Genomic DNA, 20,020 nt, shown 5'->3' with positions numbered 1-20,020 from the left:
CGGATGTAGCGTGACCTTCATGAAGGCCGGCGCCCTCTCCTGCGCCGTCGCTCCCCTCTCCCCCCCTGCTGCGCAGGGTACCCTCCCCCGCAGAGGGGGGAGGGAGAACGGGAGCGCGTCATGAACCCGTCCCGCCTGTTCATCCTGCGCCCGGTGGCCACGACGCTGCTGATGCTGGCGATCCTGATCGTCGGCGGCGTGTCGTACCTGAACCTGCCGGTCTCGGCGCTGCCGGCGGTCGACTACCCGACGATACAGGTCCAGACCTTCTATCCCGGCGCCAGCCCCGAGGTGATGACCTCCTCGGTCACCGCGCCCCTGGAGCGGCAGTTCGGCCAGCTCGCCAACCTCAACCAGATGACCTCGCAATCCTCGGCGGGCGCCTCGGTCATCACGCTTCAGTTCAGCCTCGATCTGCCCCTGGACATCGCCGAGCAGCAGGTCCAGGCGGCGATCAACGCCGCCGGCAATCTGCTCCCCTCCGACCTGCCGGCGCCGCCGATCTACGCCAAGGTCAACCCGGCCGACGCGCCCGTGCTGACGCTGGCGCTGACCTCGAAGACCCTGCCGCTCACCCAGGTGCGCGACCTCGCGGAGTCGCGCCTCGCTCAGAAGATCAGCCAGGTGGCGGGCGTCGGGCTGGTGAGCATCTCGGGCGGCCAGCGCCCGGCCGTGCGGGTGCGGTTCAACGCGCGGGCGCTCGCCGCCTACGGGCTCAACATCGACGACCTGCGCACCACCATCACCAACCTCAACGTCAACACGCCCAAGGGCACGATCGACGGGCCGAAGCAGTCCTACGCGATCAACGCCAACGACCAGATCCGCGACCCCAAGGCCTACGATTCGGCGATCATCGCCTACCGCAACGGCGCCCCGGTGATGCTCTCGGAGGTGGCCGACGTGGTCGAGGGGCCGGAGAACACCAAGCTCGGCGCCTGGGCCGACGCGACGCCGGCGGTGATCCTCAACATCCAGCGCCAGCCCGGCGCCAACGTCATCGCCACCGTCGACAAGATCAAGTCGCTGCTGCCGCAGCTCCAGGCGAGCCTGCCGGCCGCCGTCGCGGTGGCGCCGCTGACCGACCGGACCACCACGATCCGCGCCTCCGTGGAGGACGTGCAGTTCGAGCTCGGCCTCGCTATCGCCCTCGTCGTGCTGGTGATCTTCCTGTTCCTGCGCAGCCTGTCGGCGACCCTGATCCCGAGCCTGTCGGTGCCCCTGTCGCTGGTCGGCGCCCTCTCGGTGATGGACCTGTACGGCTTCTCCCTCGACAACCTGTCGCTGATGGCGCTCACCATCGCCACCGGCTTCGTGGTCGACGACGCCATCGTGGTGATCGAGAATATCGCCCGGCACGTGGAGGGCAGCGACTCGGAGGCCGGCATCTCCCCCCTGGAGGCGGCGCTCAAGGGCTCCCGCGAGATCGGCTTCACGATCATCTCGCTGACCGTCTCGCTGATCGCCGTGCTGATCCCGCTCCTGTTCATGGGCGACGTGGTCGGGCGGCTGTTCCACGAATTCGCCATCACCCTGGCGGCGACCATCATCATCTCGGCGGTGGTGTCGCTGACCCTGGTGCCGATGCTCTGCGCCCGGCTCCTGAAGCACGTGCCGGAGGCGGCCCAACGCCGGGAGGGCGTGCTCTCCCGCCTCGGCCGGCGCGCCATCGACGGCACGATCGAATCCTACGGCCGCTCCCTGCGGATCGTCCTGAACCACCAGGGCCTGACGCTGCTGGTGGCGCTCGGCACGCTCGCGCTCACCATCTACCTGTTCGCGGTGATCCCGAAGGGCTTCTTCCCCGTGCAGGACACGGGCGTGATCCAGGGCATCACCCAGGCCGACCAGTCGGTCTCCTACGCCGCCATGGCCGAGCGCCAGCAGCGCATGGCCGAGATCGTCCTGAAGGACCCGGACGTGGCGAGCCTGTCGTCCTTCATCGGCGTCGACGGCCAGAACGTCACGCTGAATTCCGGCCGGATGCTGATCAACCTGAAGCCCCGGGACGCGCGCTCGGCGTCCGCCAGCGCGATCATCCGGCGGATCTCGGCGGCGGCCGCGAACGAGCCCGGCATGCGGCTCTACATGCAGCCGGTCCAGGACCTGACCATCGACACCGCCGTCTCGGCAACCCAGTACCAGGTGATCCTGGAGAGCCCGAACATCGACGATTTCGAGACCTGGGTGCCGCGCTTCACCGAGGCGCTGGCGCAATCGCCCGTGGTGATGGACGTGGCGAGCGACCACCAGGGCCAGGGGCTCGCCGCCTACGTGACGATCGACCGGCCCACCGCCGGCCGCTACGGCATCACCCCCGCCACCATCGACAACGCCCTCTACGACGCCTTCGGGCAGCGGATCATCTCGACGATCTTCACCCAGTCCAACCAGTACCGGGTGATCCTGGAGGCGGATCCGAAGCTGCACACGACGCTCCGCAGCCTCGACGCGATCTACCTGCCCTCCTCGACGGCGGCGAACGGGCAGGTCCCGCTCTCCGCGGTGGCGCGGATCAGCGAGCGGCGGGCGCCGCTGCTGATCTCGCATCTCGGCCAGTTTCCGGCCACCACCGTGTCCTTCAACCTCGCGCCCGGCGCGGCGCTCGGCCAGGCAGTCGAGGCGATCGATAAGGTCAAGGCCGAGATCGGCCTGCCGCCCTCGTTCCGGGTGGTGCCGCAGGGCTCGGTCTTCGCCTTCCAGTCGGCGCTCGGCAACGAGCTGTTCCTCGTGCTGGCGGCGATCGTCACGGTCTACATCGTGCTGGGCGTGCTCTACGAGAGCTTCATCCACCCGATCACGATCCTCTCGACCCTGCCGTCGGCGGGGATCGGAGCGCTGCTCGGCCTGATGCTGTTCGGGCTGTCGCTCGACATCATCGCGGTGATCGGCATCGTGCTCTTGATCGGCATCGTGAAGAAGAACGCCATCATGATGATCGACTTCGCGCTCCAGGCGGAGCGCGAGGACGGGCTGGAGCCCCGGGAGGCGATCTTCCAGGCCTGCCTGCTGCGCTTCCGGCCGATCCTGATGACGACGCTGGCGGCGCTCTTCGCCGCGGTGCCGCTGATCCTCGGCACCGGAGTGGGCTCGGAGCTGCGCCAGCCGCTCGGCATCTGCATCGCGGGCGGCCTGATCGTCAGCCAGGTGCTGACGCTGTTCACCACGCCGGTGATCTACCTGGCGTTCGACCGGCTGGAGCGGCGGATTTCCGGGCGGCGGGAGTCCGGGTTGGAGAGTGGTGAGGTTCTGCCATGATGAGGCGGGACGATCCCGCAGCTCCCCCTCCCCCCTCTGCGGGGGAGGGTGGCCCCTGCGTGAGCAGGGGTCGGGAGAGGGGCAGCGCGACGGTTCAGGATATGGAACCTGTCGCGACCTTTCCGGAGGCGTCGCTCCCCTCTCCCGACCCCCTTCGGGGGCCACCCTCCCCCGCAGAGGGGGGAGGGAGGGCGCGTGGCAGGTCCCACTCAGGGACACCTCGGAACGAGGGGCGCCCCGGCAGGCCCGATCCGCGCCTGCGCGCCTTCGCCCGGGAGCAGCGGCAATCCTACACGCGGGCCGAGGACGCCGTCTGGCAGCAGGTGCGCGGCGGGCGCTTCCGCGGCCTGAAATTCCGGCGGCAGGTGCCGATCCCGCCCTACATCGCGGATTTCCTCTGCGCCTCCGCACGGCTGATCGTCGAGCTGGACGGCGAACCGCACGAGACCGAGGCGCGCCGACAGCGGGATGCGAAACGGGATGCTTGGCTGAAGAGCCAGGGGTTCGCGGTTCTGCGCTTCCCGAACGAGCTTGTTCTCAGCAATCTCGGTTTGGTTCTCGACCAAGTCGCTGAAGCCGTCGCGACAAAGACAGGCCATGGCTCCTCCCTCCCCCCTCTGCGGGGGAGGGTACCCTGCGAAGCAGGGGGGGAGAGGGGAGCGACGGTTCAGGAAAAGGCTGCGTCTGTCATGCAGGCCGCGCCTGCTCCTGAAGCCGCGTCCCCTCTTGCGGGACTTCGTCCCGACCCGACCCCTGCTAACGCAGGGGCCACCCTCCCCCGCAGAGGGGGGAGGGGGATGCACGGAATCGATTGCGCCTCTTCCGACGAACCTGCTCCAGCCCACGGGAGCCCCATCCCGTGAACATCTCCGAGCCGTTCATCCGGCGGCCGGTGGCGACCACGCTGCTCACGATCGGCGTGCTTCTCGCCGGGCTGTTCGCCTTCCTGAAGCTGCCGGTGGCGCCGCTGCCGCAGATCGACTTCCCCGTGATCCTCGTCCAGGCCCAGATGGCCGGGGCCTCCCCCGACACCATGGCCACCACGGTGGCGGCGCCGCTTGAACGGCGGCTCGGCGCCATCGCGGACGTCAACGAGATGACGTCCACCAACACCCTGGGCTCGACCCGGATCGTGCTGCTGTTCGGCCTCAACCGCGACATCGACGGCGCCGCCCGCGACGTCCAGGCCGCCATCAACGCGGCCCGCGCCGACCTGCCGACCGCGCTCCGGCAGAATCCGACCTACCGCAAGTTCAACCCCGCCGACACGCCGATCATCATCCTCGGCATGACCTCGGAGACCCTGACCCGCGGTCAGGTCTACGATTCCGCCGCCACCGTCGTGCAGCAGAAGCTCTCCCAGCTGCCCGGCGTCGGCAACGTCGATATCGGCGGCTCGTCCCTGCCGGCGGTGCGGGTCGAGCTCGATCCCACCGCCCTGTTCAACTACGGGATCGGCCTCGAGGGCATCCGGGCGGCGCTCGCCTCCGCCAACGCCAACTCGCCCAAGGGCGAGATCGACGCCGGGGACCGCCGCTACCAGCTCTACGCCAACGACCAGGGCCGCAAGGCCGCCGATTACCGCGACATCATCGTGGCCTACCGCAACGGCGCCGCGGTGAAGCTCACCGATGTCGGGCAGGTGCTCGACGGGGTCGAGGACAAGCGCAACCTCGGCATCGTCAACGGCAAGCCCGGCGTGCTGCTGTTCGTCTACAAGCAGCCCGGCGCCAACGTGGTCGAGACCATCAAGGCCGTGAAGGAGGCCCTGCCGCAGATCACCGCGGCGCTCCCCGGCGGCATCGACATCAAGCTCACCGGTGACCGCAGCGCCACGATCCGCGCCTCGCTCTCGGCCACCGAGGAGACCCTGCTGGTGGCGGTCGGCCTCGTCATCCTGGTGGTCTTCGCCTTCCTGCGCTCCTGGCGGGCCACCCTGGTCCCGGCGGTGGCCGTGCCGATCTCGATCATCGGCACCTTCTCGGCGATGTACCTGCTCGGCTACTCGCTCAACATCCTGTCGCTGACCGCGCTGATCATCGGCACCGGCTTCGTGGTCGACGACGCCATCGTGGTGCTGGAGAACGTCCAGCGCCACATCGAGGAGGGCAAGCCCCGGCTCCAGGCGGCGCTGATCGGGGCGCGGGAGGTCGGGTTCACGGTGATCTCGATGAGCCTGTCGCTCATCGCGGTGTTCCTGCCGATCCTGCTGATGGGCGGCCTCGTCGGCCGCATCTTCCAGGAATTCTCGGTGACCCTGTCGCTGTCGATCCTGATCTCGCTGGTCCTGTCGCTCACCACCACCCCGATGATGTGCGCCCGGCTGCTGCGCGCCGAGGGGCATGGGACCAACGGTGCCCCCCCCTCGGGCCGCCGGCCGAACTGGCTGATCCGGATGCTGGAGGGCGGCTTCACCCGGCTGCTCGACGCCTACGGACGCACGCTCGAGGTGGCGCTCGCCCATCCGCGCCTCGTGCTCCTGACCCTGCTCGCCACGGTCGGGCTGAACGTCTACCTCTACATCATCGTCCCGAAGGGCTTCTTCCCCGAGCAGGACACCGGCCAGATGATGGGCGGCATCCAGGCCGACCAGCGCATCTCGTTCCAGTCCATGGAGCAGAAGCTCAAGCAGGCGACGTCGATCGTCGGCGCCGATCCGGCGATCGAGAGCGTGGTCGGCTTCACGGGCGGGCGCGGCACCAACTCGGCCAACGTGTTCATCGGCCTGAAGCCCCTCAACGAGCGGGCGCCGATCTCCGCCGTGATGGCCCGGCTGCGGCCGAAGCTCGCCCAGGTCGCGGGCGCCCGGCTCTACGTCTTCCCCCGGCAGGACCTGCAGATGGGCGGCCGTCAGAGCTTCGCCCAGTATCAGTACACCCTCCAGGGCGACACCCCCGAGGAGCTGTTCGCCGCCGCCCCGAAGCTGGTGGCGGCCCTCCAGAAGGACCCGACCTTCGCGGACGTGACCTCCGATCAGCAGGAGGGTGGGCTCGAGAGCCGGGTGGTGATCGACCGCAACACCGCGTTCCGCTACGGCATCACGCCGAACAAGATCGACAACACCCTCTACGACGCCTTCGGCCAGCGGCAGGTCTCGACGATCTACAACCCGCTGAACCAGTACCACGTGGTGATGGAGATCGCGCCGCGCTACCTGGAGTCGCCGGAGACGCTGAAGCAGATCTACGTCTCGACCTCGGGCGGCAACGCGGCGGGCTCCGCGACCACCAACGCGGTGGCCGGCACGGTGGCGGCGGGGGGCAGCGTCAACACCAACGCGGCCACCGGCACCAGCAGCCCGGGGAGCGCGTCGCAGGCTGCCGCGGGGGCCGCCGCCGGCTCCGGCGCGGTGGGTGGCAGCTCGGGCAGCCCCGGCGGCGCCGCGGCCGCGACCGCCGCGGCATCCACCAGCACGGCCGACACCGCCTCGAACGCCGCCGCCATCGCGTCGGATTCGGCGCGCAACGCCTCGTCCAACGCCATCGCGGCCTCGAAGGGCGGCGCCTCGTCGAGCGCGCCGGTCTCGGCCGCCAAGGAGACGATGATCCCGCTCTCGGCCTTCGCGCGGATCGAGCCCGGCAACGCGCCTACGCAGGTCAGCCACCAGGGCCTGTTCGTGGCGACCACGATCTCGTTCAACCTCGCCCCGGGCAAGAGCCTGTCGGACGCCACCGACGCCATCGACCGGGCCATGGCCTCCCTGCACCTGCCGGCGACGATCCACGGCGAGTACGCGGGCGCGGCCAAGAACTACGTGGCCTCGGCCTCGCGCCAGCCGCTGCTGATCCTGGCGGCGATCCTGGCGGTCTACGCGGTGCTGGGCATCCTGTACGAGAGCTTCGTGCACCCGCTCACGATCCTCTCGACCCTGCCGTCGGCGGGCGTCGGCGCGGTGCTGGCCCTGCTGGTGACCGGCACCGACTTCACCATCATCGCGCTGATCGCGGTCTTCCTCCTGATCGGCATCGTGAAGAAGAACGCGATCATGATGATCGACGTGGCCATCGACGCCGAGCGAACCCAGGGCGCGAATCCCGTGGACGCGATCCGCGAGGCCTGTCTCCTGCGCTTCCGGCCGATCATGATGACGACGCTCGCGGCCATGCTGGGGGCCGTGCCGCTGATCCTGGCCAACGGCGAGGGCGCGGAGCTGCGCCGTCCCCTGGGCATCGCCATCGTCGGCGGGTTGATTGTGAGCCAGATCCTGACCCTCTACACCACCCCCGTCGTCTACCTCACCCTCGATCGCCTCCGGCACAGGGTGCTCGACCGGCGCAGGCGCGCCGGACGGGGTGGAGAAGCGGCAATGCCGGCCGGAGAGTGATGGTTACGGTTTCACGTGAAACAGCGGCGGCTGCGAGAACGCGCGTGTCGCGCGCCGTTCTGCCGGCCCTGTGCCTGCCGCTCCTCCTCGCCGGCTGCGTGGTCGGTCCCGATTATGCCCGGCCCTCCGTGGAGACTCCGCTCGCCTACAAGCAGGGCGGCGTCCGGGAGGACAGCCCCGCCTACGTCGCCGCCCGGAGGAAGGGCTGGCGCGAGGCCCGGCCCAGCGATGCCGTCGAGCGCGGCGACTGGTGGCGGGTCTTCCGGGATCCGACCCTCGACCGGCTGATCCGCCTCGTCGACGTGGACAACCAGTCCCTCCGGCAGGCGGTGGCCAACTACCGGCAGGCCCGGGCGCTCGTCGCCTCCGCGCAGGCCGCCCTGTACCCGACCGTGATCGGTGCGCCGAGCATCACCCGGACCGGCAGCGGCAGCACCACGCGCACCAACGTCTCGCTGATCGGTCAGGCGAGCTGGGAACTCGACCTGTTCGGCGGTACCCGCCGCACCATCGAGAGCGAGGCGGCGCTGGCCCAGTCCGACGCCGCCACGATCGCGCTCACCCGCCTGACCATCCAGGCGGAGGTGGCGGCCGACTACCTGACAGTGCGCTACGCCGATTCCCTCCAGAGGGTGCTTGACGAGAACGTCGAGAACTTCAAGAAGACCCTGGCGATCACCGAGAACCAGTACGCTGCCGGCGTGGCGGCGCGCTCCGACGTGATCACCGCGCAGACCCAGGTCCAGACCATCGAGGCCCAGGCCATCGCGGTGCGCCTGACCCGGGTGCAGTACCTGAACGCCATCGCCACCCTGATCGGCCGGCCGCCCTCCGAGGTGTCGATCCCAGTCGCGGGCATCGCCCGGAACCCGCCGGGCGTGCCGGTCGGGATCCCGAGCGACCTGCTGGAGCGGCGGCCGGACGTCGCCCAGGCCGAGCGCCTCGTCCAGGCACAGAGCGAGCGCATCGGCGTGGCGGTGGCGGCCTTCTTCCCCACCGTCACGATCTCGGCCCAGGGCGGCATCTCGGGCGCGACCCGCAACGGGCTGCTGTCGGCGGCGAACCAGGTCTGGTCGGTCGCGGCGTCCGGCAGCGAGGTCCTGTTCGACGGAGGCGCCCGCACCGCCGCCCTGCGCTCGGCGGAAGCCGGCTACGATTCCGCTGTGGCCGGCTACAGGCAGGTGGTGCTCGCCGCCTTCGCGGAGGTCGAGAACCAGATGGCGGCGCTCCGCATCCTCGGCCAGCAGCAGGGGGCGCAGGACAAGGCCGTCGACCTGTCGCGCAAGGCCGTGGAGATCACGCTCAACGAGTACCGGGCCGGCACGCAGAACTTCACCACCGTGGTGACCGCGCAGGGCCTGCTGGTGACCAACGAGATCAACGCCCTTCAGGTGCGGCTGAACCGCTTCACCGCGGCCGTGACGCTGATCCGGGCGCTCGGCGGCGGCTGGGACGTACGCTCGCTGCCGAGCGATTCCGAGCTGAAGGGTCCGAGCCTCCCGATCGACCGGGGCGGGCAGGCGGTGCGGCCGGACGAGTAGGATCTCGGCCGCGGCTCCGGAGCTACTACCGACGTCTCGGCTGTCCCACCCCCTCATCCTGAGGTGCCGGAGCGCAGCGGAGGCCTCGAAGGAGCCCTCCAGAAACCACCGCGATCCCTGGGGCTCTCCTTCGAGGCCCGCTGCGCTCCGGCACCTCAGGATGAGGGGAATGGATGGGATCGCCCTGCGGGGGCGCGTTGGCGCGGATTGCGTCCGCTTCGGCGAAGAGATCCCTAAAGCCGCGCCAGCAGCTCCGCCTTCTTGTCGGAAAATTCCCGTTCGGTGAGCACGCCCCGCGCGTGCAGGTCCGCGAGCCGCTCGATGGTGGCCAGCACGTCCTCCCCGGACGGCCGCATCGGCGCGGGTGCCTCGACGGGCGCGGGCCGCGCCTGCGCCGGGTCGGCCTGCCGTGGGGCCGCCGCCGCGGCCTCGATGCGGTGCAGGCGGTCGAGATCGACGGCACCCGCCGGGCCGGTGAAGCCGAGCGTGCCGTTCGCCTGGGAGACCCCCGTGATGTGGTGTTCGCCCGTGTCGTAGACGGCGACGCCCGAGCCCGATTCGACGGCGAGCCGCCGGCGCCCGGGGAAATACGCGTAGCGCAGCCCGTTCTGCGCGCCGGTGCTCGCCGGTGATCCGAGATCCGCCGGCCACCACTCGCCGCCGCCGCGCCGCGCCGTCGGCGACGCCTCCGAGAAGCCGGCCTTCGGGAGCGCCGCGGCCAGCTCGTCGCAGAGGGCCTTGACCCGGGCCTTCAGGCCGTCGTCGAACATCCGGCCGACCATCACCATGCCGCCGGCGAACCATTGGCCCATCCCGCCGAGGTCGGGATGGTCGAACTGTGCCATCGTGCCGTGCCCGCGCTCGAGCGCCTGCACGACGTGGCGTACCGCGTCCAGGCTGACCCCGTGACGCTCGGCGACGCTCCGCAGCCCTGACGCATGGTCGAACCCGCCCTCGTCCGGGACGGCGGCGGATGCAGGGGTCCTGTCGGACGGATCCATCGGGTCGGCTCCGGACACGTCGCAGGGCGGACGGGATGCGCGCGGAACCGGCGACCCGCTGCCCGGGGACCAGCCTGTCGGCGATGATCCCCGGCCGCGACGGCGTTGCGATGCGAGCTCAATCCTCGGTCGCAGGCGCCGGTTCCGTTTCGCCTCAGCTGGCGGCGGGAAACGGGCCCGCGATGGTGAAATCACCGATCGGCCGCCGGCCGTTCGGCGTCTCGCGCGGGCGCTGCTCCTCGGTGAGGTCCGCCTCCGGGATCTTGCGGCCGACCGCGAAGGCGGCCTCGATCCGGTGGTTCTCGGGCAGGCGCAGGATTTCCGGCGCGCGGACATGGTCGAAGCCGACCATGCCGTGGGCATGCCAGCCCTGGTGGATCGCCTGGAGCTGGAAGGCGAGGGAGGCGGTGCCTGCGTCGAAGGAGTGGCTGTAGGACGGCTTCAGCTCGTCGCCGACCTTCATCATCCCGTTGGAGACCAGGAACAGAATCGCCCCGGTGCCGGAGACCCATTTCTGGTTGCCGGGCACGAGCAGGCCGAAGAACGTGTCCCAGTGGGCGTCGCCCCGGAGCGCGTAGAGGAAGCGCCAGGGCTGCGAGTTGTAGGCGGAGGGCGACCAGCGCGCCGCCTCGATCATCCGCATCAGCTCGGATTCGGGCACGGCTTCGCCCGTGAAGGCGCGGGGCGAGTGCCGCTTCACGAAGACCGGATCGATGTCGTGGTCGGCGCGGCGGGGCGGGGGCAGGCTCAAGGGATTTGTCTCCGGAAGGGCGCGGGCGCCCGGACGGCCGAGCTTGCCCGAAACGCCCGTCCGGAGGCAAACTTGGGCTCGGATCACCTGCCAAGCAAGTAGCGAAGGGCTCGGTCTCCGGGTACGCTCTCCCGGTGCTATCGCGTTCGCTCAATCACGCCTTCGAGGCGCCCGCGCTGGGGCTTGGTTTCTACACCGCCCCCGAGGCCGCGCGGCTTCTGCGCATGCCGGCCCGTACGATCAACCGCTGGCTTGGGGGCTACACCTACAGCTTAGACGGCCAACAGCGTCGGATGCCCCCGCTCTGGCTGCCGGAACTGCCGGCGAACGACCAGCACCTCGAACTCGGCTTCCGCGACCTCATCGAGTTGCGCTTCGTCCAAGCCTTCGTGCGCGAGCAGGTCGATCTGCGCGTGATCCGCCGCTGTCTTCGGACGGCCCGCGAGGTCGTGCAGGATCCCCGCCCGTTCTCGACCCGCCGGTTCAAGACCGATGGTCGCACGATCTTCCTCGAGAGTCTGAAGGTCGATGGCGAGACCGAGATGATTGACCTGACGCGCGGCCAGTACGTCATCCGCGCCGTGCTCGAGCGGACATTCCGCGACCTCGACATTGAGGGCGACGTCGTCACACGCTGGCGTCCGTTCGCAGGCCGGGACTCGATCGTCATCGACCCGCGCCGCGCCTTCGGTCAACCGATCGCCTCCGGGACCGGGGTCCCGACCGTAGCCCTCTCCGATGCCGTTAAGGCGGAGGGTTCCGTGGAGCGTGTCGCACGTCTTTACGAGGTTCCCGCAGACGTCGTCCGCGATGCCGTCCGCTTCGAAGCGTCGCTGCAGGTGGCGTGAAGATCGTCGTCGACGAGAACCTTCCGCCAGCCCTGGCCCGGGCGCTGGCCGCTCTGTTCGCAGGCACGCATGAAATCGTCCATATACGGGATCGCTATGGACCAGGCGTGACGGACCTGCAGTGGATTCCCGAGCTGAGCCGTGAGGGCAGCTGGGTGGTGATCTCTTGGGACCGTCGCATCCGCCGGAACAAGGCGGAGTTTAACGCTTTCCGCGCGTCGCGGCTCATTGGCTTCTTCCTCTCGGCCGGGCTCTACAAAGCGCCTCTCGTCAAGCAGGCCGAGCGGATTCTGGCTCTCTGGAGCGGCATCGAGACCTTCGCCGAGCGAGCCCGACCGGGCTCGATGTTCGAGCTTCCGCTTACGAGCACGCGGATCGGGACGCTGTAACAGTCTCCGCGTGCTGGTCGCGTGACTCACGCCACGCTGCGCTCGATCTCCTCCTCGTCGCAGATCACGCCGGCATTGCCCTCGAACTCCGCCGCGAGATCGACGGGGGCGTGGACCGGGGCCGCATTGACCCGGTCGCGCGCGAAGGTCGCCAGGAACAGCCGCATGACGTGGCGCACGCCCGCGTCGTTGATGGTGCGCTGGTCCTCGTTGTAGTAGCGCCCGGCATTCACGTTGCTCGTGACGATGTCGTAGGCGGGGAAGTAGACCGCCCGCGGATCGCCCCGGCCGACCACCTCGCCGGCCGCCACACGCAGCACCGACTTGGAGTAGCTGTTCGACTCCATCACGTGCCGGTCCATGTAGGTGGCGATCATCGGCACCGGCGAGACCGTGAAGATCACCCGCGCCTTCGGGTTCACGCTCCAGAGCCGGTCGAGGAAGCCGTTGAGGTCGCCGAGCACCTCGCCCGCCCCGGCATTCACGCACTCGTAGAGCGCCGGGTCGAAGGTTCCGCCCGCGACCCCGGGGGCGAGCGGCAGCGCCGCGCCATCGGCCCGCCAGCGCCAGCCTTCCGTGAGACCCAGGGTCAGCACGAACACGTCGAGCGTCTCGAACAGGCGGCGCACCTCGGCGAGATGCGCGTCGCGGGCCGCCACCACCTCGGCCTCGCTGGCGAAGCCGTCCGGCTCGACGGTCGGGCGGAATGGGTCGACGTAGCGGCCGTCGTCGCGCAGCCACGCCTTCAGCTCCGGCTCGAACGTGCCGTAGGCCCGGTCGAACAGCTGCACGAACTGGCGCGTGTAGTAGAGATTGCCGTAGCGCGCCGAGAACGTGCCGAACTGGCGGGCATTCGCCTCCTCGGCGCTCATCCCCGGGGCCGGCGGCTCGGTCAGGTAGTAGTTGAACCCGGCGCCGCGCACCGCCTCGGCCACCCGCTGCGCGAAGCAGGAGCCGCCGGTGGCGACCTTGTCGGTCGGCGCGATCACGAAGGTGTCCTTCGGATGCGGGTTGACCGCGAAAGGCGGCACGTTGGTGACGACCTTGCGCCAGAATCGCTCGGCCGGTAGACCCGTATACGGATTCAACGCCATCCTCGAACCCTCTTCTTCACGACGGCGACAGGCCCTCGGGGGTGCTGAGCCGTCCGCGGACACCGGCACGCGACGTGGCCCTGAACGACCTGCCCCGGCGCGCCCGCAGCGCGTTCACCCTCTCGCCGACCACTTGGGCTCCCACCTGGGCGACACCATGGCGGAACCGCGCCCGCGCCGCCACGACCCGTGACGGGCCGACCATCGCGGTGCTGGGCAATTGCCAGGCGCGGGGCATCGCCCGGGCGATGCGCCTGCTCGCCCCGCGGAGCCCGGTCCGCTACCTGCCCATGGGCTCGCTGAAGCGCGACCACGGCCATGTCGACGGCCTGATCCGGACCCTGCGCGCCCACGACCACGTCTTCTCGCAGGCCTTCCCGGCCGGGCTGATCCCGGGGGGCGACGTCGCCACCCTGCGCGCCGCCGATCCCCGGCTCAGGCTGTTCCCGTCGATCGTGTTCTCGGCCTTCCACCCGGACATGGTCTACGTGGGTCAGGCCTCGGACTTGGCCGCCCTGAAGCTGACCCCGTCGCCGATGGGCCAGTACCACTCGGCGATCGCGCTCACCGCCCACCGGCTCGGCCTCGATGCCGGCCGCACCGCCGCGCTGTTCCGCGAGGACGTGTTCGCCCGCCTCGGCTACCTCGACCATTGGGACCCGGCGGTGCGGGAACTCGTCGGTGCGGCGGATGCCGTCGGTTTCGACCTGCAGCGCGAGGTGACCCGCTGGGCGCGCCGCGGCGCCTTCATGCACCTGATGAACCATCCCAAGGTCCACGTCCTCGGCGACATCGCCCGGCGGCTGCTGCAGGAGAACGGGCTGACGCCCGAGCCCGTGGAGATCGAGGATTACCTCGGCGACGAGCTGGCGCAGGACGTGGTCTGGCCGCTCTACCCGGCCATCGCCGAGCATTTCGGTCTCACCGGCGCGTACCTGTTCAAGGCGAAGCCCCGGGGCGACGACTTCCCGGTGCTCTACGACCTGCCGGGCTTCGTCGCGGCGAGCTTTTCCATCTACGACACGACGCCGCCCGGCGACCTCGCCTGCCCGCGGGTGGAGGCGTGGCTCGCCGCGCCGGACATCGTGGCGCTGTTCCGGGGCGGCTGAGGCCGCTCAGCCCGCCGCGCGGAGCGGCGCGTCGAGATGCGCGGCGCCGAGGCCGTCGACCATCATCCGCACGAGCCGGTTGACCTCCTGCACCTGGAACGGCTTGCGCAGGAACAGGCTGCCGGGCACGCCGCTGCGGCCGTTCGTGTCCGTCGAGGTGTAGACCACCGGCCGGTCCGGATGGATCGCCCGGAAGGCGTGGGCCACCGTCCAGCCGTCGATCAGGCCGGGCAGGTGGATGTCGGTGAACAGCCAGTCGATTGCCGCGCCCTGCGCGCGCAGGAGCGTCAGCGCCGCCTCGCCCGTCGAGGCCTCGATCACCCGGATCCCGTGCGTCTCGCACAGGCTCGCGATGATCTCGAGGAGCAGGTAGCTGTCCTCGACGATGAGGACGCTCTGGGCGGGTCGCATGGCAGGGGTCCGGGGTTTTACACCCGCGATTCAGAAGTCATTAGGGTTGAGGAACCCTTAAAATACCGGCCTCTGACGACCACCGCGCGCGGGCCGCCGTGTGGCCGCGCCGCAACCCGCGCCGTTGAAATCGCCGCTGGAGCCGCACTCCGTCCCCGTGCACGCCGATACGCCCCGCAGCCGCCGCATTCGGGGTGCGACAGCGCACGCCACCGACCGGGGCGAGCCGCCACCACGTCTCCGCCCCAGGCGGCGGAACCGTCGCTTAACCATCCGCGCCTAAGACGGCGCTCAGGAGTACGCGGACCCGCCTCGAAGACCCGCAGCCGGCCTTCGGCACCGCTCGAGGAGTTTTTCCAGATCATGGCCCAGTCTTTTCGCGCCGCCGCCCTCGGCCTCGCCCTCGTGGCCTCGCTCGGCCTCGGCGCCTGCAGCAACGACAAGGACCTCGCCGACGCCTCCGCGTTCGGGGCGGGTGCCGCGACCCCGGGCAGCGCGCAGGACTTCGTCGTCAATATCGGCGACCGGGTCTTCTTCGAGTCGGATTCCACCGACCTGACGCCCACCGCGACCGCGACCCTCGACAAGCAGGCCGCGTGGCTGCAGCGCTACCCGCGCTACACCTTCATCATCGAGGGCCATGCCGACGAGCGCGGCACCCGCGAATACAACTTCTCCCTGGGTGCCCGCCGCGCCCAGGCGGTGAACGACTACCTCGCCACCCGCGGCATCGCGGCGAGCCGGATGCGGACCGTGTCGTACGGCAAGGAGCGGCCGGTGGCGGTGTGCAACGACATCTCCTGCTGGTCGCAGAACCGCCGGGCGGTGATCGTGCTCGACCGGGGCGCCGGGGCGTAAGCCCCCTGGCACCCCCCGACGGGGGCGGGAACGATCCCGCCTCCGCACCGCGCCCCAGTTTTGCCGCGGTGCGGCGCATCTGATAGGGCCTCGCGCTGACACCGGACCGCAGCCGCACCATGCCCGCCCGCCTTCGCACCCGCCTCGCCCTCGCCACGGCCCTCACCACGGCCCTCGGCGCCGCGCTCCTCGGCCACCCGGCCGCCGCGCAGGACGCCTCCGAACTGGTGGTGCGCCTCGGGCGCATCGAGAACCAGTCCCGGGTCATGGCCGGGCAGATCGAGACCCTCCAGTACGAGAACCGCCAGCTCAAGGAGCAGCTGCGCAAGTTCCAGGAGGACGTCGAGTTCCGCCTGAACGAGGGCAAGGGCGGCGGCAAGCCGGCGCCTTCGGCCGCTCCGTCCTCCGGGTCGGGTGGCGGCAACGTCAACGGCGTCAATCCCGGCTCCGGTCGCCCGGGCAAGCGCGGCGACGCCTTCGACCCGGCGCAATCTCCCGGCGCCCCCGGCGCGCCGATGCAGCTCGGCAGCACGCAGCCCTCCGCGCCCCTGCCGCCCCGGGAAGCGGTCGAGGCCGAGACTGCGCCCCGTCCGCAGCGTATCCCCCAAGGCGCGATCAGCGGGGCGACGGACGACGAGGACGCGGAGTCCGCCGCCCCCGGCTACGACGAGCCGGTGGACCTGCGCCCGCCGGCGCGGACCGGCGCGATCCCGGCGGCGCGCCCCTCCGAGAGCGTGGCCGCCACGCGCAGCGGCGACCCGGCGGCGGATTACGACGCCGCGGTGGAGCTGTTCCGCGCCAAGCAGTACGAGCAGGCCGAGATGGGCCTGCGCCAGTTCATCCAGTCGCATCCCCGCGACAATCGGGTTGCCGGCGCAACCTACTGGCTCGGCGAGAGCTACCTCGCCCGCGGCCGCAACCGCGAGGCGGCCGAGCAGTTCCTGAAGGTCTCCACCGACTACGCCCGCTCGACCCAGGCCCCCGAAGCCATGCTGAAGCTCGGCGTCACGCTGAACGCGCTGGGCGCCCGCGAACAGGCCTGCGCGACGCTGGCCGAGCTCGACCGGAAGTTCCCCAACGCCGCCGCGGGCGTCCGCCAGGGCGTCGTGCGCGAGCAGAAGCGCGCCCGCTGCGCCGCTTGAGCGGAGCGGGCGACCCGCTCCGCGACGCGATCGCCCCCTGGCTCGAACGGTCCGCCCGCCACGGGCGCGCCGTCCTGCTCGCCGTCTCCGGGGGGCCCGATTCGAGCGCCCTGATGCACGCGGCGGCGGCCCTTGCGCATCCCGGCACATCCCTGCGGGTCGCCACCGTCGACCATGGCTTGCGGCCGACATCCGGCGACGAGGCCGAGGGGGTCGCCCGCGCCGCGGACCGGCTCGGCCTGCCGCACACCACCCTGCGCTGGACGGGGCCGAAACCCGGCAGCGGCCTGCAGGACGCCGCCCGCGAAGCCCGCTACGCGCTGTTGTCGTCCCAGGCCGCGGCGATCGGTGCCGGCCTCGTGCTCACCGGCCACACCCGTGACGATCAGGCCGAGACGGTGCTGATGCGCCTCGCCGCCGGGAGCGGCCTCGCGGGCCTCGCCGGCATGCGCGCCGAGCGGAACCTCGCCCCCGAGATCGTGCTCGGGCGACCGTTCCTGCACCTGCCGAAGGCGACCCTGGTGGCGTGGTGCGAAGCGCGCGGCATCCCGGTCCTGCGCGACCCCACCAACGCCGACCCGCGCTTCGCCCGCGGCCGCCTGCGCGACGCCTGGCCGGCCCTGGAGCGCGAAGGCTTGAGCGCGGCGCGCCTCGCCCGCCTCGCCGAGCGCGCGGCGCGCGACGAGGCCGCCCTGAGGAGCGCGGCGGAGCGGGCGCTCGCCACGGCATTGCGGCTCGGCACGGAGCAGGGGGCGACGCTGCGCCTCGACGGCGCACGCCTCGCGGCCCTGCCGGAGGCCGTGGCCCTGCGCTGCGTCGATCTGGCCCTGTCGCGGGCCGGGGCCGCGCCACGCCGTCTCGACCGTCTCGAGGCGCTCGTCCTCGAATCCCTGCTGCCGGCCCTGCGGCGCAACGCGCCGATCCGGCGCACGCTGGCCGGGATTCTGATCGCGTCCGACGCGGCGGCGACCGTGAGTCTGGCCCCCGCGCCGCCGCGACGACACCCGCAAGATGCTGCCCTCGCCGCAGGGGATCCCCGATTACTTGGCAAGGGAGGGCCCCCCGCTTACATTGGCGAGGTGTGCACGGATGGGCCGGCCGAGCCGGGTGACGCGTCCATCCGGGGGCCGCACACGCCAGGGATTGATCGATGAACCCGAATTTTCGCAACTTTGCCTTGTGGGTCGTCATCTTCCTGCTGGTGCTGGCCCTCGTCACCCTGTTCCAGAATCCGGGACACCGGGGCGGCGGCAGCGAGATCGCCTACAGCCAGCTCCTGAACGACGCCGATTCCGGCAAGATCCAGTCGGTGGTGATCTCCGGGCAGGACGTGTCCGGCACCTATGTCGGCGGCGGCAACTTCACGAGCTACGCGCCCAACGACCCGAGCCTGGTCTCCAAGCTGCAGGGCAAGGGCGTGACGATCACCGCCCGTCCCCCGTCCGACAACACCCCCTGGTTCATCCAGCTGCTGGTGAGCTGGCTGCCGATCCTCGTCTTCATCGGCGCCTGGATCTTCCTCTCGCGCCAGATGCAGTCGGGCGCCGGCCGCGCCATGGGCTTCGGCAAGTCGAAGGCGAAGCTCCTGAACGAGGCCCACGGCCGCGTGTCGTTCGACGACGTCGCGGGCGTCGAGGAGGCGAAGGAGGATCTCCAGGAGATCGTCGAGTTCCTGCGCGACCCGCAGAAGTTCCAGCGGCTCGGCGGCCGGATCCCGCGCGGCGTGCTGCTCGTCGGCCCGCCCGGCACCGGTAAGACCCTGATCGCCCGGGCGGTCGCGGGCGAGGCCAACGTGCCGTTCTTCACCATCTCGGGCTCCGACTTCGTCGAGATGTTCGTGGGCGTCGGCGCCAGCCGCGTGCGCGACATGTTCGAGCAGGCCAAGAAGAACGCGCCCTGCATCATCTTCATCGACGAGATCGACGCGGTCGGCCGCCACCGCGGCGCTGGCCTCGGCGGCGGCAACGACGAGCGCGAGCAGACCCTCAACCAGCTCCTCGTGGAGATGGACGGGTTCGAGGCCAACGAGGGCGTGATCATCATCGCGGCGACCAACCGCCCCGACGTGCTCGACCCGGCCCTGCTGCGTCCCGGCCGCTTCGATCGCCAGATCATGGTGCCGAACCCGGACGTCACCGGCCGCGAGCGCATCCTGCGCGTCCATGTCCGCAAGGTGCCGCTGGCCCCCGACGTCGACCTGAAGACCATCGCGCGCGGCACCCCGGGCTTCTCGGGCGCCGACCTGATGAACTTGGTCAACGAGTCCGCGCTGCTCGCCGCCCGTCGCGGCAAGCGCATCGTCACGATGCACGAGTTCGAGGACGCCAAGGACAAGGTCATGATGGGCGCCGAGCGGCGCACCCTGGTGATGACCGAGGACGAGAAGCGGCTCACCGCCTACCACGAGGGCGGCCACGCCATCGTCGCCCTCAATGTCCCGGCCACCGACCCGGTGCACAAGGCGACCATCATCCCCCGCGGCCGGGCGCTCGGCATGGTCATGCAGCTGCCCGAGCGCGACAAGCTCTCCATGAGCTTCGAGCAGATGACCTCGCGGCTGGCGATCATGATGGGCGGGCGCATCGCCGAGGAGATGATCTTCGGGCGCGAGAAGGTGACCTCGGGCGCGCAGTCGGACATCGAGCAGGCGACGCGGCTCGCCAAGATGATGGTCACCCGCTGGGGCTTCAGCCCCGAGCTCGGCACCGTCGCGTACGGCGACAACAACGACGAGGTCTTCCTCGGCATGTCGATGGGCCGGCAGCAATCGGTCTCGGAGTCGACCGCCCAGAAGATCGACGCCGAGGTCCGCCGCCTCGTCGAGACCGGCCTGGAGGAGGCGCGCCGCATCCTGGCCGAGCACAAGGACGACTTGGAGGCCCTGGCGCAGGGGCTCCTCGAGTACGAGACCCTCTCGGGCGAGGAAATCCGCAACCTGCTCAAGGGCCAGCCCCCGATCCGCGACGGCGGCGACGTGCCGCCGACCCCGGCCCGGGGTTCCTCGGTCCCCTCGGCGGGCCGCGGCCGGCCGAAGGAGACCGACGGCGGGCTGGAGCCCCAGCCGCAGGCCTGAGACCCTCCTGAAACCCTACGGGTCGGATGAGCGAAGAGGGCGCCGCGAGGCGCCCTTTTTCGTTGCGCGTGCCGGTTCGGGATAGCGCAGTCCGGATCGCGCAGACATCTCGCCCTCGGGCTTGCAGAGTCGGGATTCAGATCGGCGATGCGTTCTCGGGAGTTGCAGCCCCATTCCGGGACGGCCGGCGCTCCGCGCTTGGTCCGGGTGGCCACCCGGAC

Annotated in this window: 15 protein-coding genes; 11 read left to right on the top strand and 4 right to left on the bottom strand. The window is 70.7% G+C overall.

Annotated elements, in window-relative coordinates; translation table 11 throughout:
• Nucleotides 1-120: 120 nt before the first annotated feature.
• Genes ACLBX9_RS11350 through ACLBX9_RS11335 form a run of 4 tightly spaced genes read left to right on the top strand, consistent with a single transcriptional unit; the run spans nt 121 to nt 9,123 of the window.
• Nucleotides 121-3,258 (top strand): MdtB/MuxB family multidrug efflux RND transporter permease subunit, encoded by a 3,138-nt coding sequence (locus ACLBX9_RS11350; protein ID WP_447718996.1) that lies wholly within the window; start codon nt 121-123, stop codon nt 3,256-3,258.
• Nucleotides 3,255-4,121, top strand: coding sequence for an endonuclease domain-containing protein (locus ACLBX9_RS11345; RefSeq protein WP_447718995.1), 867 nt, complete (start codon nt 3,255-3,257; stop codon nt 4,119-4,121). The genes ACLBX9_RS11350 and ACLBX9_RS11345 overlap by 4 nt, the downstream gene beginning before the upstream one ends.
• Nucleotides 4,118-7,582 (top strand): efflux RND transporter permease subunit, encoded by a 3,465-nt coding sequence (locus ACLBX9_RS11340; protein ID WP_447718994.1) that lies wholly within the window; start codon nt 4,118-4,120, stop codon nt 7,580-7,582. Before ACLBX9_RS11345 ends, ACLBX9_RS11340 begins: the two co-directional genes overlap by 4 nt.
• The gene (locus ACLBX9_RS11335; protein ID WP_447718993.1) at nt 7,582-9,123 is read left to right on the top strand and encodes an efflux transporter outer membrane subunit; all 1,542 of its coding nucleotides are present in this window, start codon (nt 7,582-7,584) and stop codon (nt 9,121-9,123) included. The genes ACLBX9_RS11340 and ACLBX9_RS11335 overlap by 1 nt, the downstream gene beginning before the upstream one ends.
• Nucleotides 9,124-9,356: 233 nt before the next feature.
• Here the strand turns inward: ACLBX9_RS11335 and ACLBX9_RS11330 are convergent, their stop codons facing one another.
• Complete coding sequence (locus ACLBX9_RS11330; RefSeq protein WP_447718992.1) at nt 9,357-10,124, bottom strand: SHOCT domain-containing protein; 768 nt, start codon at nt 10,122-10,124, stop codon at nt 9,357-9,359.
• Between the two features lie 154 nt (nt 10,125-10,278).
• Nucleotides 10,279-10,875, bottom strand: a complete 597-nt coding sequence (locus tag ACLBX9_RS11325; protein WP_010685192.1) for a nitroreductase family protein — start codon at nt 10,873-10,875, stop codon at nt 10,279-10,281.
• A gap of 134 nt (nt 10,876-11,009) precedes the next feature.
• Between ACLBX9_RS11325 and ACLBX9_RS11320 the strand changes: the two genes are divergently transcribed.
• Nucleotides 11,010-11,723 (top strand): DUF433 domain-containing protein, encoded by a 714-nt coding sequence (locus tag ACLBX9_RS11320; RefSeq protein WP_447718991.1) that lies wholly within the window; start codon nt 11,010-11,012, stop codon nt 11,721-11,723.
• A complete protein-coding gene (locus ACLBX9_RS11315) occupies nt 11,720-12,112 on the top strand; it encodes a PIN-like domain-containing protein (RefSeq protein ID WP_447718990.1) in 393 nt (130 codons plus the stop codon). Before ACLBX9_RS11320 ends, ACLBX9_RS11315 begins: the two co-directional genes overlap by 4 nt.
• A 26-nt stretch (nt 12,113-12,138) precedes the next feature.
• Here the strand turns inward: ACLBX9_RS11315 and ACLBX9_RS11310 are convergent, their stop codons facing one another.
• Entirely contained in the window at nt 12,139-13,206 is a 1,068-nt protein-coding gene (locus ACLBX9_RS11310; protein WP_447718989.1) for a GSCFA domain-containing protein, read from the bottom strand.
• A gap of 74 nt (nt 13,207-13,280) precedes the next feature.
• On the opposite strand from ACLBX9_RS11310, the gene ACLBX9_RS11305 reads away from it, so the two are divergent.
• Nucleotides 13,281-14,315 carry a WcbI family polysaccharide biosynthesis putative acetyltransferase gene (locus ACLBX9_RS11305; RefSeq protein ID WP_447718988.1) on the top strand — a complete coding sequence of 345 codons (1,035 nt, stop codon included), beginning with the start codon at nt 13,281-13,283 and terminating at the stop codon, nt 14,313-14,315.
• Nucleotides 14,316-14,321: 6 nt separating this feature from the next.
• On the opposite strand, the gene ACLBX9_RS11300 is transcribed toward ACLBX9_RS11305, so the two are convergent.
• Nucleotides 14,322-14,726, bottom strand: a complete 405-nt coding sequence (locus ACLBX9_RS11300; protein WP_447718987.1) for a response regulator — start codon at nt 14,724-14,726, stop codon at nt 14,322-14,324.
• Between the two features lie 363 nt (nt 14,727-15,089).
• On the opposite strand from ACLBX9_RS11300, the gene pal reads away from it, so the two are divergent.
• The 4 genes from pal to ftsH all read left to right on the top strand — a co-directional run bounded on the left by pal (nt 15,090) and on the right by ftsH (nt 19,799).
• Nucleotides 15,090-15,584: a peptidoglycan-associated lipoprotein Pal gene (gene pal / locus ACLBX9_RS11295; protein ID WP_010685196.1), complete on the top strand. Its 495-nt coding sequence runs from the start codon at nt 15,090-15,092 to the stop codon at nt 15,582-15,584.
• A 119-nt stretch (nt 15,585-15,703) separates the two neighbouring features.
• Complete coding sequence (ybgF, locus tag ACLBX9_RS11290) at nt 15,704-16,726, top strand: tol-pal system protein YbgF (protein WP_010685197.1); 1,023 nt, start codon at nt 15,704-15,706, stop codon at nt 16,724-16,726.
• Nucleotides 16,723-17,880: a tRNA lysidine(34) synthetase TilS gene (tilS, locus tag ACLBX9_RS11285; protein ID WP_447718986.1), complete on the top strand. Its 1,158-nt coding sequence runs from the start codon at nt 16,723-16,725 to the stop codon at nt 17,878-17,880. Before ybgF ends, tilS begins: the two co-directional genes overlap by 4 nt.
• Nucleotides 17,877-19,799, top strand: a complete 1,923-nt coding sequence (gene ftsH / locus ACLBX9_RS11280; RefSeq protein ID WP_010685199.1) for an ATP-dependent zinc metalloprotease FtsH — start codon at nt 17,877-17,879, stop codon at nt 19,797-19,799. Before tilS ends, ftsH begins: the two co-directional genes overlap by 4 nt.
• Nucleotides 19,800-20,020 lie beyond the last annotated feature (221 nt).

The sequence above is a fragment of the Methylobacterium sp. A49B genome, assembly GCF_053346215.1.
This window is presented reverse-complemented; position numbering and strand designations above follow the sequence as displayed.

Bases quoted from the DNA above. Each gene is read 5' to 3' on its own strand.
- pal (WP_010685196.1), top strand. From the start codon at position 15,090: ATGGCCCAGTCTTTTCGCGCCGCCGCCCTCGGCCTCGCCCTCGTGGCC.
- ACLBX9_RS11300 (WP_447718987.1), bottom strand. From the start codon at position 14,726: ATGCGACCCGCCCAGAGCGTCCTCATCGTCGAGGACAGCTACCTGCTC.
- ybgF (WP_010685197.1), top strand. From the start codon at position 15,704: ATGCCCGCCCGCCTTCGCACCCGCCTCGCCCTCGCCACGGCCCTCACC.
- ACLBX9_RS11335 (WP_447718993.1), top strand. From the start codon at position 7,582: ATGGTTACGGTTTCACGTGAAACAGCGGCGGCTGCGAGAACGCGCGTG.
- ACLBX9_RS11330 (WP_447718992.1), bottom strand. From the start codon at position 10,124: ATGGATCCGTCCGACAGGACCCCTGCATCCGCCGCCGTCCCGGACGAG.
- ACLBX9_RS11310 (WP_447718989.1), bottom strand. From the start codon at position 13,206: ATGGCGTTGAATCCGTATACGGGTCTACCGGCCGAGCGATTCTGGCGC.
- ftsH (WP_010685199.1), top strand. From the start codon at position 17,877: ATGAACCCGAATTTTCGCAACTTTGCCTTGTGGGTCGTCATCTTCCTG.
- ACLBX9_RS11345 (WP_447718995.1), top strand. From the start codon at position 3,255: ATGATGAGGCGGGACGATCCCGCAGCTCCCCCTCCCCCCTCTGCGGGG.
- ACLBX9_RS11350 (WP_447718996.1), top strand. From the start codon at position 121: ATGAACCCGTCCCGCCTGTTCATCCTGCGCCCGGTGGCCACGACGCTG.